This window comes from Actinomycetes bacterium, assembly GCA_024222295.1.
GTDB lineage: Bacteria > Actinomycetota > Acidimicrobiia > Acidimicrobiales > Microtrichaceae > JAAEPF01.
The window spans coordinates 72,569-85,825 of sequence record JAAEPF010000002.1 but is presented as its reverse complement, the minus strand read 5'-3'; the positions used below and the strand labels follow the sequence as shown (position 1 = coordinate 85,825).

The 13,257-nt window shown below is 67.9% G+C and carries 13 protein-coding genes; 4 read left to right on the top strand and 9 right to left on the bottom strand.

What is annotated here, in order from left to right:
* Positions 1–52: 52 nt before the first annotated feature.
* The 3 genes from GY812_00425 to GY812_00415 form a co-directional block, all read right to left on the bottom strand.
* Positions 53–1,018 (bottom strand): electron transfer flavoprotein subunit alpha/FixB family protein, encoded by a 966-nt coding sequence (locus GY812_00425; protein ID MCP4433950.1) that lies wholly within the window; start codon positions 1,016–1,018, stop codon positions 53–55.
* Between the two features lie 29 nt (positions 1,019–1,047).
* Positions 1,048–1,830 (bottom strand): electron transfer flavoprotein subunit beta/FixA family protein, encoded by a 783-nt coding sequence (locus GY812_00420; GenBank protein MCP4433949.1) that lies wholly within the window; start codon positions 1,828–1,830, stop codon positions 1,048–1,050.
* A gap of 83 nt (positions 1,831–1,913) precedes the next feature.
* A complete protein-coding gene (locus tag GY812_00415) occupies positions 1,914–2,654 on the bottom strand; it encodes a glycerophosphodiester phosphodiesterase (GenBank protein MCP4433948.1) in 741 nt (246 codons plus the stop codon).
* A gap of 135 nt (positions 2,655–2,789) precedes the next feature.
* On the opposite strand from GY812_00415, the gene GY812_00410 reads away from it, so the two are divergent.
* Positions 2,790–3,122: a WhiB family transcriptional regulator gene (locus tag GY812_00410; protein ID MCP4433947.1), complete on the top strand. Its 333-nt coding sequence runs from the start codon at positions 2,790–2,792 to the stop codon at positions 3,120–3,122.
* Between the two features lie 240 nt (positions 3,123–3,362).
* Here the strand turns inward: GY812_00410 and GY812_00405 are convergent, their stop codons facing one another.
* The 5 genes from GY812_00405 to GY812_00385 all read right to left on the bottom strand — a co-directional run bounded on the left by GY812_00405 (position 3,363) and on the right by GY812_00385 (position 8,934).
* Positions 3,363–4,667 (bottom strand): hypothetical protein, encoded by a 1,305-nt coding sequence (locus GY812_00405; protein MCP4433946.1) that lies wholly within the window; start codon positions 4,665–4,667, stop codon positions 3,363–3,365.
* 268 nt (positions 4,668–4,935) lie between these two features.
* Positions 4,936–6,555 carry an ATPase gene (locus tag GY812_00400; protein ID MCP4433945.1) on the bottom strand — a complete coding sequence of 540 codons (1,620 nt, stop codon included), beginning with the start codon at positions 6,553–6,555 and terminating at the stop codon, positions 4,936–4,938.
* Positions 6,552–7,745: an ArsA family ATPase gene (locus GY812_00395; GenBank protein ID MCP4433944.1), complete on the bottom strand. Its 1,194-nt coding sequence runs from the start codon at positions 7,743–7,745 to the stop codon at positions 6,552–6,554. Before GY812_00395 ends, GY812_00400 begins: the two co-directional genes overlap by 4 nt.
* Positions 7,745–8,680, bottom strand: coding sequence for an ArsA family ATPase (locus GY812_00390; GenBank protein ID MCP4433943.1), 936 nt, complete (start codon positions 8,678–8,680; stop codon positions 7,745–7,747). Before GY812_00390 ends, GY812_00395 begins: the two co-directional genes overlap by 1 nt.
* A 20-nt stretch (positions 8,681–8,700) precedes the next feature.
* Positions 8,701–8,934: a DUF3107 domain-containing protein gene (locus tag GY812_00385; protein MCP4433942.1), complete on the bottom strand. Its 234-nt coding sequence runs from the start codon at positions 8,932–8,934 to the stop codon at positions 8,701–8,703.
* Positions 8,935–8,957: 23 nt separating this feature from the next.
* On the opposite strand from GY812_00385, the gene GY812_00380 reads away from it, so the two are divergent.
* Together GY812_00380 and GY812_00375 are read left to right on the top strand one after the other, a co-directional pair.
* On the top strand, positions 8,958–10,157 hold the full coding sequence (locus tag GY812_00380) for a glycosyltransferase (GenBank protein ID MCP4433941.1): 1,200 nt from the start codon (positions 8,958–8,960) through the stop codon (positions 10,155–10,157).
* A 28-nt stretch (positions 10,158–10,185) separates the two neighbouring features.
* The gene (locus tag GY812_00375) at positions 10,186–11,148 is read left to right on the top strand and encodes a D-cysteine desulfhydrase family protein (protein ID MCP4433940.1); all 963 of its coding nucleotides are present in this window, start codon (positions 10,186–10,188) and stop codon (positions 11,146–11,148) included.
* Positions 11,149–11,283: 135 nt separating this feature from the next.
* Here the strand turns inward: GY812_00375 and GY812_00370 are convergent, their stop codons facing one another.
* Positions 11,284–12,432: an Mrp/NBP35 family ATP-binding protein gene (locus GY812_00370; GenBank protein MCP4433939.1), complete on the bottom strand. Its 1,149-nt coding sequence runs from the start codon at positions 12,430–12,432 to the stop codon at positions 11,284–11,286.
* A 109-nt stretch (positions 12,433–12,541) separates the two neighbouring features.
* On the opposite strand from GY812_00370, the gene GY812_00365 reads away from it, so the two are divergent.
* The gene (locus GY812_00365) at positions 12,542–13,246 is read left to right on the top strand and encodes a helix-turn-helix domain-containing protein (protein MCP4433938.1); all 705 of its coding nucleotides are present in this window, start codon (positions 12,542–12,544) and stop codon (positions 13,244–13,246) included.
* Positions 13,247–13,257 lie beyond the last annotated feature (11 nt).

Sequence of the window (13,257 nt, the reverse complement as noted above, 5' to 3'; positions counted from 1 at the left end):
CCTGCGAGCGCAGGAGGCCGCTGATAGTAGTCGTGTGTGGTTGCCCGCAGGCTCAGCGGTTCTGCAGCGCCTCGATGAGTGCCGGCATGACCTTGTGCACGTCGCCGACGATGCCGAGGTCGGCCACCGAGAAGATCGGGGCTTCGGCATCCTTGTTGATGGCGATGATGTTCTTGGAGCCCTTCATGCCGACCAGGTGCTGGGTGGCACCGGAGATGCCCGCAGCGATGTACACGGTCGGCTTCACGACCTTGCCGGTCTGACCGACCTGGTAGGAGTAGGGCACCCAGCCGGCGTCGACGATCGCGCGGGAGGCCCCCGGCGCTGCGCCGAGCAGCTTGGCGAGGTCCTCGACCATCTCGAACTTGTCCTGCTCGCCGAGGCCACGGCCGCCGGAGACGACCACTGCGGCATCGTCGAGCGACGGGCCCGTCGACTCCTCGACGAAGCGGTTGGTCACGGTGGCGGCGCCGGTGTTGCCGAGTTCGCCTGCGGCGAGTTCCTCGGTCGCGGCAGCGTCGCCCGAAGGCTCTTCAGCTGCAGCGAACGACTTGGGGCGCACCAGGAAGATGCCGACCTTGTCGCCGGTGAACTTCGTGTAGACGTTGGTGGTACCGCCGAACACGGGCTCGACACCGGCGAGCGCGCCGTCGCGATCGACGATGTCGACCACGTTGCTGATCACCGGGGCGTCGAGCTTCACGGACAGGCGCCCTGCAACGTCGCGGCCGCCGTAGCTGGTCGCGATCAGGAGCGCATCGGGAGCGTTGCCGCCCTCAACCGCACCGGCGATGGCGCTCGACACGATGGGGCCGATGAGCTTCCCGTCGGTACCACCGACGGTGTACACCTTCGAGGCGCCGTGGGCGCCCAGTTCGGCGGCCACGTCGTCGCCGGCAACGGTGACGCACTCGACCGTGTCGGCCAGTTCGCCGGCCTTGGCGAGCATTTCGAGTGTGGTGGTGCTGACCTTGCCGTCGGTGGCCTCGGCGAACACCCAGATCTTGGAAACAGTCATGGTTCTTTCCTCAGTTCTCTCGGTGTCGCTCAGATGACCTTGAGCTCGGCCAGGTAGTCGACGATCTTCTGGAAGCCTTCACCGTCGTCCTCGACGACGGTGCCTGCCTCACGCTCTTCAGCAGCCGAGATCTCGACGATCTCCTGGCCACCGCCAGCCCAGCCGACGGTGCCGGCGTCGACGCCGAGGTCGGAGAGGGTGACCTCGTCGACCGGCTTCGACTTGGCGGCCATGATGCCCTTGAAGGACGGGTAGCGGGGCTCGACCACGCCGGCGGTCACAGAGATCAAGGCCGGCGTGGGCGACTCGACGTCGTCGTAGCCGGCCTCGGTCTGACGTTGCACCTTGACGGTTCCGCCATCGACCGCGATCGACTTCGCGAATGTGATCGAGGGCAGGCCCAGGAGCTCGGCAACCTGCTCCGGCACGGTGCCGGTGTAGCCGTCGGAGGACTCGGTGGCCGTGATGACCAGGTCGGCCTCGCCGGCTCGTTCGATCGCCTTGGCCAGCACCTTGGAGGTGCCGAGGGCATCGGAGCCCGCAAGCGCATCGTCACTGACGAGCACAGCCTTGGCAGCACCCATGGCGAGGGCGGTGCGAAGGCCGCTCACCTCGTTGTTGGGGGCCATGGAGACGAGGGTCACCTCGCCACCGCCGGCGGTGTCGACAAGCTGGAGGGCCATCTCGACTCCGTAGGAGTCGGACTCGTCCAGGATGAGCTTGACGTCCCGCTTGAGGGTCTTTGTGTTGGGATCCAGCTCGCCCGGGTCTGCCGGGTCGGGGATCTGCTTCACGCATACGACGACGTTCATGGCGACGAGTTTGCCGCGACTACCCGTCGGTAACAAAACCGTGGGCGCAGCAGGTCCGGGACGGGTTGCGCCGTTGCGGTCCGTCAGGCCTGCAGGGCCCTGCGCGCCGAGGCCGGGACGTTGGTGACGATGCCGTCGACGCCCATGTCGGCGAGTTCGATGATGCGGTCGTGCGCGTCGACTGTCCACACGTTGGCCGCCAGCGCGTGGTCATGGCATCGCTGCACGAACGCGGCGTCGACGAACGGGTCCCATGGGTTCACTGCCACATGTCCGCGATCTGCGGTCGACTCGACCACGTCGGGCCACCCCTCGACGTCGGCCACCAATTGGCCCGTCGGTGGTCCGCCCAGTTCGCGGACGCGGTCCACGGTGGGTGCATCGAAGCTCGTCAGCAGTACGTCGCCCAGACCTTCGACCGAACGGTGCTGTGCCAGCACTTCGAGCACGGGTTCGACTACGTCGAGGCTCCAGGGCACGTCGTCGCCTCCGAGGTCACCCGGGGTGTTCTTGATCTCGACGTTGACTCCCATCGGCGTACCGCCGCGGGCAATGGCACCCCGTGCGCAGGCCTGCAATGCCTGGGTGAGGTCGGGAACCTCCGGTGGACGCTGCGCGGATGGGGTCTCCCAGACCGTTCGCTGATCGTGATACCACGCATCGTGGTTGACGATCAGCGAACCGTCCGACGCCAGCCGGACATCCAGCTCGACCCAGTCGGAACCCTGCTCTGCCGCCCCAGTGAAGGCATCCCGTGTATTTTCGGCATAGTCCGCGGAGGCTCCCCGGTGGGCGATTATGAGCACATCTTCCCGGGACGTCATGATCTCGCAACTTTTCCTTTACACGGTGAGTGACCGACAGTAGCGTGGAGTTTGTTCACGGATTCACAAGTTCCCAGCCTGCCGCGGGAAACACGGAACGTGACAAGACCGAAACACACACACATCGGACTCGCCATGTACGCGGGTCCACTCTCTCACGGAGGACCCCCAGTGGCCCTGACATCGAGCCGAAGCCTGGACATCGCAAACGACGACTGGAGGGCCAATTCCGCCTGCCGCGACACCGACCCGTCGCTGTTCTTCCCGGTCGGCACCACCGGCCTTGCAGTAGAGCAGATCGCATCGGCCAAGGCTGTCTGCGAGACCTGCGACGTCAACGAGCCCTGCCTGCAGTTCGCCCTCGAGACCAATCAGGACTCGGGTGTGTGGGGTGGCCTTTCCGAAGAGGAGCGTCGCCACATCCGCCGCCAGGCACGTGCCGCCGCGGCGCGGCGCAGCGCTTCCTGAGGACTCCCCGGCAGCACCCTGAGGTGCAGCCGAGAACCCCCTACGGGTTTCGATCACCCGGCCCTCCGGCGAGGGCCCACCAACGGCCTCCCCCCGGGGGCCGTTGTCGCGTCTGGTCGGTCACCGGATGGCCGGCGAGGGGCCCGGCGGCTTCCGAGGGTTCAGACAGCCCCCATGCGCTCGAGCCCATGCGCTCGAGTCCGCCCTCGAGGTGAGCCGCGTGGGCTGCCGTCGGTTTCCTCAGAGCCGGAACACGATCTCCTTGGCGACCGAGCCGAGCGCGACGGCGTCGCCGAGCGGCTGCTGCGCGTCGCTGAGCACGGCCAGATCGACCACGTAGGGGCCCCGCTCGAGGATGATCCGGTTGCTGTTGGGCCACACCCGGCCGGCAACGATGGAATCCGGCTGGGACCAGTGGTTGTAGTCGTCGCCCGGGGCGAGCAGCTCGAGCTCGTCGCGGTGCGCAACTCCGTAGTCGTCGTAGTCCTCGACCCCGAAACGGGCCATGCCCCGGCAACGCTGGGGGACCACGCCGGTGGTCAACGAGAGCGCGGTCGCCATCTCGTGGGCCATCCACGGTTCTGCCAGACGGCCCACGGAGACCTGGAGCCATCCGCCCGGCCACTTGGCCCCGCGCTCCCAGAGGCCCACGACCTCCAGCTCGCGGGTCATCATGCCCCTGCATCTGATGTTGTCGCCCAGCGGGTTGAACGCCTGGTAGTGGAACCGGCCGGGCATCTCGAGAAAGCCCAGCTCATAGACCGGCGACGGCTCGACGTCGATGTCACCGAAGGCGCGGAAGATCAGGTGTTCTTCGGAGAGGGCCAGCTCGATCTTGGAGGAGACCTCTTCGAGGTCGGGGGCCGCCTCCACTCCGGGCTGGATTCCGGCCAGCTCGGACTCCGGCAATTCCTCCAGCGTCACTGTGGTCTGGCTTTCCACGGTCGCCTCGGGCACAATTGCGTTCTCTGTCGCAGCGTCACCATCACCCACGACATCATCGGCACCAGCGGCGTCCTCGGCATCGCCACCGCCGGCGGAGACCACCAGCACCATGGCCATCACGAGCCCGACCGTGGAGGCGATGCCCACAGCGCTCAACCGGGCCCGCCGGGCCCGCCTGGGACTGCCGGCCCCGCAGAGGTCGATGACGGCGCCGGCGAGCAGTGCCTCGGCATGCTCGCGACGCGAGAGGCCCCCCAGTTCGCCGAGCGGCGCGTTGAGTGCATCCCAGGTAGTGACTCCGAAGACCTCGTACCCGGCACGTACGCCGCGACCTGCGTCGGCCTCCGATATGTACTTGCGACCTAGCGCCGGCCAGCTCGGGGTGCCGTCGAAGGGAAAGGGCAGCAGCAGCTCGAGGAACTTCCGGTAGTCGGACTCCTCGACGTGCTCGATCGCTCGGGCCAGAAGCTCCGAGCGCGTGAGACCCAGGCCCTCACGGCACTGGTCGATCATCGGGAGGTCGAGCGCCTGCAGGTCATCGAGTCGCCTCACCGACGCGACCACCTCATGGAGCTCCGCGGAGAGCTGCTCCGTTCGCATGAGATCGTCAGCCGCCGCTTGACCCTCCGGCTCGCGCTCCTCGGTTCCACCGTGCACTGTCTTCGCCCCCCCGATTTCTCACGCAATTGCTGACCAGTGAAACGTTACACGATGCGTACATTCCAGCGAAACACTCGCTGCCGTTCCGATACTCTCAATGCATCTGGAACAGTTCCGTCTGCCGTCAACTAGGTGAGACGGCCCGAGTCCGGTACCTCGGATCCTGGTCTACCGATTGCGCGGTGCAACAGCCTCCGGCGCTCGGGGCCTATGCGGCCCCATCGGTGTCGGTGCGCAGCGGCACCCGGACCAGCACCTGCGTGCCCGACCGGCCCGGAGGGCCACCTGCTGAACCGAACTCGATGGTGCCGTCGAGGTCGCCGATCAGGCCCTGCACGATCGACAGGCCCAAGCTGGTCCCCGCTCCCGGCTCCAACTCCGCCCGCGGACCGATGCCATCGTCGGTCACGACCGCCATCAGGCTGTCGGAGTCATGCGCAAGCGCGATCCGCACCGTTCCACCCTCGCCCGGCGCAAGCGTCCCCGGCGGGTAGGCGTGGTCCATCACGTTCTGCAGCAGCTCGGTGAGCACCACCGCGAGCGACGTTGCCTCCTCGGAACCGAGCTCGCCTGCGTGGCCGGTGATCTCGAAGCGCACCGGGCGGTCCGGCGACGTGAGCCCCTCTTCCACCATCCGCACGAGCGGCCGCACGATGTTGTCGAAGTTCACCTCGTCGGCAGCGGCACGCGACAGGGTCTCGTGCACCAGTGCAATCGAGCCGATCCGGCGCACCGACTCCTCGATCGCCGCCTTGGCCGAGGGCTCGTCGAGGCGCCGCCCCTGCAGGCGCAGCAACGACGAGATCGTCTGCAGGTTGTTCTTGACCCGATGGTGGATCTCGCGGATGGTGGCGTCCTTGGAGATGAGCGCCCGGTCACGACTTCGCAGCTCGGACACGTCGCGCAGCAGGACCACGGCCCCGTCGACCCCACCGTCCGCCAGCAGCGGGATGCAGCGACTCACGACGGTGGTCTCGCCATGTTCCACGTCTTCGATCGCTGGTCGGCGGCTGAGGAACGACCGGAACACGCCGTCGCCGGCCGGCCCCAGGTTGGAGGACAGCTCCCCGAGGATCGCCCCCGACACACCGAGGCGCCGCAACGACGACACGGCGTTGGGCGACGCGAACGTGACCCGCCCGGTCGAGTCCACGAGCAGCACACCATCTCCGACGCGTGGTCCGCCCGCAGAGAGCACCTCCTCGTCGGGGAACGGGAACTCCCCTGCCGCGACCATCGCGGCCAGGCGGTCGAAGATCTCCAGGTAGGTGCGTGCGAGGTCTCCCGGGGGCCGTGCCAGAGCGAGGGCCGACTCGCGCGCCATCACCGCGATGACCCTGCCGTGGTACAGCACGGGCACCGCAGTGACCTTCACCAGCTGGCCGAGCCATTCCGAGTCGACCACATCGTCGATGATCTCCGCGTCGGCAGATGCCCGCGCCACCAGGGGTCGCTGCTGGTCATCCACCGTGCGGCCCACGACGTCCTCTTCGAACAGTGTCTGGCCGGTGTTGGGCCGGATCTGGTTCACGACCAGATGACGCTGGCCACCGCCCGACTGATTGGGCAGCGGTACGTAGAGCAGCAGGTCGGAGAACGAGAAGTCCGCCAGCATCTCCCAGCTGACCACGAGACGCTTCAGGTGGCGCGACGCGTCGTGGTCGACAGGCGGCACCACCAGGGCCACGTGCTCGGCGGTGAAGTCCTCCTCCTCCTCGAGCTCCGTCTCCTTGGCGGCAGCCAGGTCACCGCGCAGTGGCGGCAGGAAGCGCGTGGGGTCCGATGGTTCCAGTTCGGCGGGGCCGTCGCCCGGTGGCGGCTCGTTCACCGCCAGATCCTCTCACCCAGCTCGAGCAGTCCGCCGAGCGAATGGATGTCGTCGTCCAGCCAGGGCACCGTGAGGGTGAGCTCCGGCGAGGCGGAGAGCTCGTTGCGCTGCTCCGCCTCCCTGCGTGCCACGACCTGGTAGTCGAGGAAGCTGCCCCCCATCTCGCCCAGCACGTGCGCGAGGTGCGCCGGGTCGACCGCGGGATCGCCGAGTTCCTCGGCGAGCGGGCCGGCCAGATCCTTCGCCGAATCCTTCATCTGTCGGGCGGCGTCGCGACCCGAGCCGTGCAGCAGGAACCCGGGCAGCACCTTGTTCAGCACCAGGGCACCTACGTGGTACCGCCGCTCCTCCAGCAGCTCGAGGAAGAACTCGGCCTCGCGCGCCGGTGCGACCTCGAGCGTGGAGACCACCACGAAAGTGGTCTGCGGACCACTGAGCAGCGACGTGACGGCCTCGGCACGCTCCACGAAGCCGTCGTACATCGTCTGGAACAACATGAAGAACTCGGCGATGTCCTCCAGGAACTGGCTGCCGAGGATCCGGTCGGCCACCGAGTAGAAGGGCTTCGAGGCGAAGTTGAGCACCCGGCTGCGATACGGGGTGATGAGCCAGCGCAGCAAACGTGACGAGAAGAAGTCGGCCATCCGCTCCGGCGCCTCGAGGAAGTCGATGGCGTTTCGGGTGGGCGGGGTGTCCACCACGATCAGGTCATACCGACCCGAGTTGTGGATCTCGTAGAGCCTCTCCATGGCCACGTAGTCGTGGCTCTGGATGAACTTGCCGGTGATGTTCTGGTACAGCGGGTTGGCGATGATCGCGTCATGGGTCTCGCGGTCGGGCGCGTGCTGGGCAATCAGGTCGTCCCACGACTGCTTCGTGTCGAGCATTGCCACCCAGAGTTCGCCCTGCGGGTTCAGCCCGGCACTCACGAACGCCTCGTCCGGGACGCGGGTCTCCACATTGCCGAAACGCTCCAGGCCAAGCGCGTTGGCCAGCCGACGCGCAGGGTCGACAGTGAGCACCAGCACCTTCACCCCGAGGTGTGTGGCGGCTGCGGCACCGATCGCGGCCGCTGTGGTTGTCTTGCCCACCCCGCCGGAGCCGGTGGAGACCACCACTTCCTTTGCAGCACACAGCTGCTCGAGGGTCTGGGTGGCGGATCCGCCAGCGGCCGCCTTGCTGGGGGCCATCAGCCGAGCTCCTCTCCGAGCGCCTCGGCAATGCGGCTGGTGGCCCGCACACCATGGGAGCGGTGGAACAGGAACGGCAGGTAGACCAGGGGCACGTTGCCGGGAACTCCCTCGCGCAGGCGCGTCAGGTGACCGACGCTGCTGCGGCGCAACCCGACGGCCAACTCCGCACCATCGAGCACGTCGCCAGAGCCGTCGCCGGCCGCCTCGCGCAGTGCCACACGCCCGGACTCCGAATTGAGCCGCTCGAAGATCGCCTCCTCGCCCCTGCCGAAGAGCTCCGGCAGCACGCGGTTGACCACCACGGAGGCGACGTCGATGTCTGTCTCGTCCTCGAGGCGGTCGAGTAGCTCGAGGGTCTCCGAGACCGGCATCTCCTCGGGCACGGTAACCACCACCACCCCGGTCTGGGCCGGATCGGTGAGGATGTCGATCATCCAGTCGGTCTGGCTGCGCACCACGCCGACGCTCACGAGCTCCTTGATGGCGACGGGCGAACCGAGTTCGCCGACCACGTGGCCGGTCGCAGAGGCGTCCACGACGACGAGGTCGTAGTTGCGTTCGCGGACCTCGTAGGTGAGCTTGCCGACGGTGAGGATCTCCTTGACCCCCGGCGCCGCGTTGGCCACGAAGTCGAACGTGCGCGCGAGCGGTCCCACGCGCGAGAGCAGCGGCACCCTCAGCTGGAGGCTCAGGTACTCCTTGAGCGACTCCTCGGTGTCCATCGCCATGGCGTGCAGGTTCTTGCGCACCTCGGTACCCGCGAAGTCGAGCGGGCCGACGCCGTAGAAGTCCGCCAGGTTCCCCTTGGCGTCCACCTCGCACACGAGGGTCTTGCGACCCCGCGCCGCCGCGAGCACACCGATGGCCGAAGCCACCGAGGTCTTGCCCACGCCGCCCTTCCCAGTGACGAAGAGCAGCTTGCGGTCGAGCAGGTGGGGAGACCGTGCTGGGCTCAGGACGAGAACCCTATGGACCGGCTGTCGTCGTCGGAGCCGATCTCCACGTAGGCCACCTTCGAAATGGGCACGCCCACCACCCTGCCTCGCTTGTCATTGAGCCACAGCACTCCGGTGTCGGAGCCGAGAGTGCCGTCGATGCTCTCGCGCAGCTCCTCACGGTCTGTGTCATCAGCGAGCTGCACATCGATCTCGCGGGTCGAGTAGGTCACTCCAATGCGTACATCCACAAGGGCCATGGTATAGATCGCGTATGGCAGCGGAATCATCAGGGGGATCGCGCGCGGCCAGCGGGGTGCGCGTAGTGGTCGTGGCGCACGGTCCGCCCATGCGCGGAGGCATCGCCACGGTCGCCCTCGACATCGTGGAAGACCCGGTTCTCGACCAGGAATTCGAGGTCGTCTTCTACAACACTTCACAAAACGACGACCGGCGTGGCGAGTTCGGCATGCAGAACGTGGCGCGCGCCTTCGAGCACGCGTGGGGCACCTTTCGCCTCGCCCGACGCGGCTCGGTGGTGCACAGCCACGCCGTGCAGCACCCGGTGTTCGTGGCATGGCGTCAGGTGGCGATCGCACTTGCAGCCCGTGCCCGCGGCGCCAGGGTGCTGCTGCACAACCACGCCCAGCCCCCGTACATGGAACCGCCGGGCGAGTACCGCGTGAGCACTCCGCACCGTTGGGCGTTTCGGGTGCTCGACCGCCTCGTGGACGCCAACGTCCTCATAGCGGCTGCCGGCGAGCCCAACCTGCGGCAGTACATGCCCGGCACCGAATTGCCGGTGATCGCCAACTCGATCGAAGTCGACGAGGTCGAACCGACGACCGCCGACCATGACCCGCCGGTCGTCCTCTTCGTGGGCGAGATGCTCGAGCGCAAGGGCCTCGTGGTGCTCATGGACGCACTAGACATCCTCGAGCAGCGCGGCGTCACCGATTTCGAGCTCCGGATCGTGGGCGACAACACACCGGGGCTGGACCCCGACAAGGACGCCATGAGCGAGCTCATCACCGCAAGGGGGCGCGCCGGGGCCATGACCGGGCCGCTCCCGCGCGACGAGGTCTACCGGCACCTGAGCGAGGCCGATGTGTACGTGTTCCCCACCTACACCGAAGGCCAGCCCTTCACGGTCATCGAGTCCCTGGCTGCAGGCGTGCCCATCGTCGCGAGCGACATCCAGGCGATCCACAACATGATCGTCGACGGCGACCACGGCGCCCTGGTCGAGGCGGGCGACGCCGAGGGCTTCGCCAACGCCATCCAGGAACTCCTCGAGGATCCGGCCCGGCGACGCAAGGTCTCCGAGGCGAACCGTGCGCACGCCAAGCGCCGCTTCGACCGCTCGGTGTTCCGCGGGCGGATGGCCGAGCTCTACCGGCTGCACGGCCGGCCCTCGCGGCGGGTGCTGCGGCGCCAACGCCGAACACGCAGCACACAGGCCGACCGTGGCTGACCTCGGGTCGTTTCCCAGGGTGGACCTGATGTCTGCCGCCACCCCGCTGGTGCGCCTCGAGCGTCTCGGCGAGGCGCTCGAGGCCGACGTGTGGATCAAGCGCGACGACCTCGGTGAAACGGGCCTGGGTGGCAACAAGCTCCGCAAGCTCGAGTTCCTGCTGGGCGACGCGCTCGCCTCGGGGTGCGACACGGTGGTCACGTTCGGGGCGGTGCAGTCGAACCATGCCCGCCAGACGGCTGCAGCCGCGGCGCGTTGCGGACTCACCTGCCATGCGCTGCTCACCCGCACCGTGCCCCGCGATGACGCGCTGTACAACAGCGGCGGGAACCTGCTGCTCGACGGCCTCTTCGGGGCCGACGTTCGGCTCTGTGACCCCGATTCCATCGGCGAGGCGGCGGCGGAACTCGAAGCGGAGCTGGCCTCCTCGGGAGCCAACGCCCGCTGGATCGCTCCCGGAGGCTCCGAGCCGATCGGTGTGCTGGGTTATGTGGCAGCGGGCCGCGAGCTCGTGGCCCAGGCGAGCCGTCTGGGTCTGGTGGTCGATGACGTCGTGGTCGCCAACGGCACAGGCGGCACGCAGGCCGGCCTGTTGTGCGGCACCAGGACCGCCGGGGCGGACTCCCCTCCGGCGATACGCGGTGTCGCGGTGCTGCACCCGGCCGCTGAGTCGGTCGAGTCAGTGACACTGCTCGATGCCGGCGTGTCGGAACTGATCGGTGTGCCCCACGCGCCGGCCGCCACGATCGAGGTCGATGGCGCGCAGTTGGGCGAGGGCTACGGCGTGCCCACGGATGCGATGCGCGAGGCACTGGCGCTGTTTGCCCGGACCGAGGGCATCGCACTGGACCCGGTCTACACGGGCAAGGCGGCAGCGTCGCTCGTGGCGCGGTGCCGCAGCGGGGAACTGGGCAATGACGGAGCCGTGGTGATGGTGCACACCGGTGGCACTCCGGGGCTGTTCGCCTACGGCGACGACGTCCTGCAATAGCGGCGCCCGGGAAACGGGCCCGAGGACGCGAGGACCTAGGCATCGTTCTGTTGGTGCTCAATCACGCCTGGCGTGATTGAGCACCAACAGAAGACGGATCGGAGCCGGAACGCCGGTCGGGCCGGGCCCGCCCGGTCAGATGATCTTCAGCTCGGGGTGGGTGCGCCGGGTGGGGGCGAGTTCCTCGATCTGCCCGGCGATGGCGGCGAAGGCCGAAGCAGCCTCGCCGTCCGGGTCGACCACGGTGATCGGCCGGCCCGAGTCGCCGCCCTCGCGCAGCTCTGGAACCAGGGGGACCTGACCGAGCAGGGGGACATCGAGTCGACCTGCCAGCTCAGCGCCGCCGCCGCTGCCGAAGATCTCGTAGCGCTTGTCGTCGTCGCCGGTGAACCACGACATGTTCTCGATGACACCCTTGACCTCGAGGTTGACCTTGTGACCCATGAACGCCGCCCGCTGCGCCACCCGCTGTGCTGCCGGCTGCGGCGTGGTGACCACGTAGAGCTCGGCACGGGGCAGGAACTGGGCAAGCGAGAGCGAGATGTCACCGGTACCCGGCGGAAGGTCCACCACCAGGTAGTCGGGGTCGTCCCAGTACACGTCGGTGAGGAACTGCTCGAGAGCCTTGTGGAGCATCGGGCCCCGCCAGATCACCGGCTGGTCGTCCTCCACGAAGAAGCCCATGGAGATGCACGACACCCCGTTGGCCTCGGGCGGCACGATCATCTCGTCGATGACAACTGGTGGCCGCTCCACCCCCAGCATGCGAGGGATCGAGAATCCCCACACGTCGGCGTCGACGACGGCGACCCGCTTGCCGAGGTTGGCCAGCGCTATGGCGACGTTCGTGGTCACCGATGACTTGCCGACACCGCCCTTTCCGGAGGCGATCAGCAGCACCCTTGTATTGGACGCGGGGTCCGCGAAGGGGATCGCACGCCCTTCCGCATGGCCGTGAGCGTCCTGGGATCCGGCTGAGGCCGAGGGATCGCCATGGAGCTTCTCGCGCAGCGCCGCGCGCTCAGCGTCGGTCATCGAGTCCCAGTCGATCTCGACACTCTCGACTCCGTCGAGCGCCATCACCGCGTCGTCGACTCGCTGCTGGATCTCGTTTCGCAACGGACATCCGGGGATCGTGAGCACGATCTTGAGCGACACGGCGCTGCCCCGGACCGACACATCGCGAACCATGTCGAGTTCCACGATCGAGCGGTGCAGTTCGGGATCCTCGACGGGCCTGAGTGCCTCGATCACGTCTTGCGGGGTGCTCTGGGGGGAGGCCATGGGGGTAATTCTCCCCGCTTTGGCCGTGAAAACCCAATCACCACCCGGGCCGCGGCCCCGCACCGTGCCGCCGACGGGTGTGCAGAGGGCCGACCGGTACCATTGGCACATGCCACAGCTGTCCCCAACCGAGTTCGCCTCGACGGTGACCGCAATTACCAGCGCGTTCGGCGACCCCACGCGCCGTGAGATCTACCTCTTCGCCCACGAGAGCTCCGAGGGCGTCACCGCTTCGATGGTTGCCGAGCAGTTCGACCTCCACGCCAATGTGGCCCGTCACCACCTCGACAAGCTCGCATCCGGCGGGTACCTCGAGGTGAGCACCGAACGGCCGGCAGGCGGTGCCGGACGCCCCTCCAAGCGCTATCGGGTGATCGGCGAGCAGATGGAGCTCGAGGTACCCGTACGCCACGACGACGTGCTCGTCGAGCTGCTGGGCCGGGCCCTCGCCGAGTTAGGCCCCGAGCGGTCAACGAGTCTGGCCGAGGAAGTCGGCGAGGAGTTCGGCCGCACCATGGCAGAGGAGATGGGTGACCACAGCACCACGAGCTTCCGCTCGGCGCTGCACACGGTGGCCGACGCGCTGTCGGCGCACGGCTTCGCCGCCCATGCCGAAAAGGAGGGCAACAAGCTGCGGATCGTGACCGAGCACTGCCCGTTCGGCGACGCTGCCGTCGAACACCCCGTGATCTGTGCCGTCGACCGCGGAATGGTGCGCGGGATGCTCGGCACCCTCTACGGCGAGACCTCGGTCGACCTGAGCTCGTCCGTGGCTGCGGGTGACGAGCACTGCGTCACGGCCGTCGACGACTGAGCGGCGCTTGC

What these genes read in the sequence shown, in the direction of transcription:
- GY812_00370 (MCP4433939.1), bottom strand. Translation starts at nt 12,432, where the DNA reads ATGGCCTCCCCCCAGAGCACCCCGCAAGACGTGATCGAGGCACTCAGG.
- GY812_00405 (MCP4433946.1), bottom strand. Translation starts at nt 4,667, where the DNA reads ATGCGAACGGAGCAGCTCTCCGCGGAGCTCCATGAGGTGGTCGCGTCG.
- GY812_00375 (MCP4433940.1), top strand. Translation starts at nt 10,186, where the DNA reads ATGTCTGCCGCCACCCCGCTGGTGCGCCTCGAGCGTCTCGGCGAGGCG.
- GY812_00365 (MCP4433938.1), top strand. Translation starts at nt 12,542, where the DNA reads ATGCCACAGCTGTCCCCAACCGAGTTCGCCTCGACGGTGACCGCAATT.
- GY812_00420 (MCP4433949.1), bottom strand. Translation starts at nt 1,830, where the DNA reads ATGAACGTCGTCGTATGCGTGAAGCAGATCCCCGACCCGGCAGACCCG.
- GY812_00395 (MCP4433944.1), bottom strand. Translation starts at nt 7,745, where the DNA reads ATGGCCCCCAGCAAGGCGGCCGCTGGCGGATCCGCCACCCAGACCCTC.
- GY812_00425 (MCP4433950.1), bottom strand. Translation starts at nt 1,018, where the DNA reads ATGACTGTTTCCAAGATCTGGGTGTTCGCCGAGGCCACCGACGGCAAG.
- GY812_00415 (MCP4433948.1), bottom strand. Translation starts at nt 2,654, where the DNA reads ATGACGTCCCGGGAAGATGTGCTCATAATCGCCCACCGGGGAGCCTCC.
- GY812_00380 (MCP4433941.1), top strand. Translation starts at nt 8,958, where the DNA reads ATGGCAGCGGAATCATCAGGGGGATCGCGCGCGGCCAGCGGGGTGCGC.
- GY812_00410 (MCP4433947.1), top strand. Translation starts at nt 2,790, where the DNA reads ATGTACGCGGGTCCACTCTCTCACGGAGGACCCCCAGTGGCCCTGACA.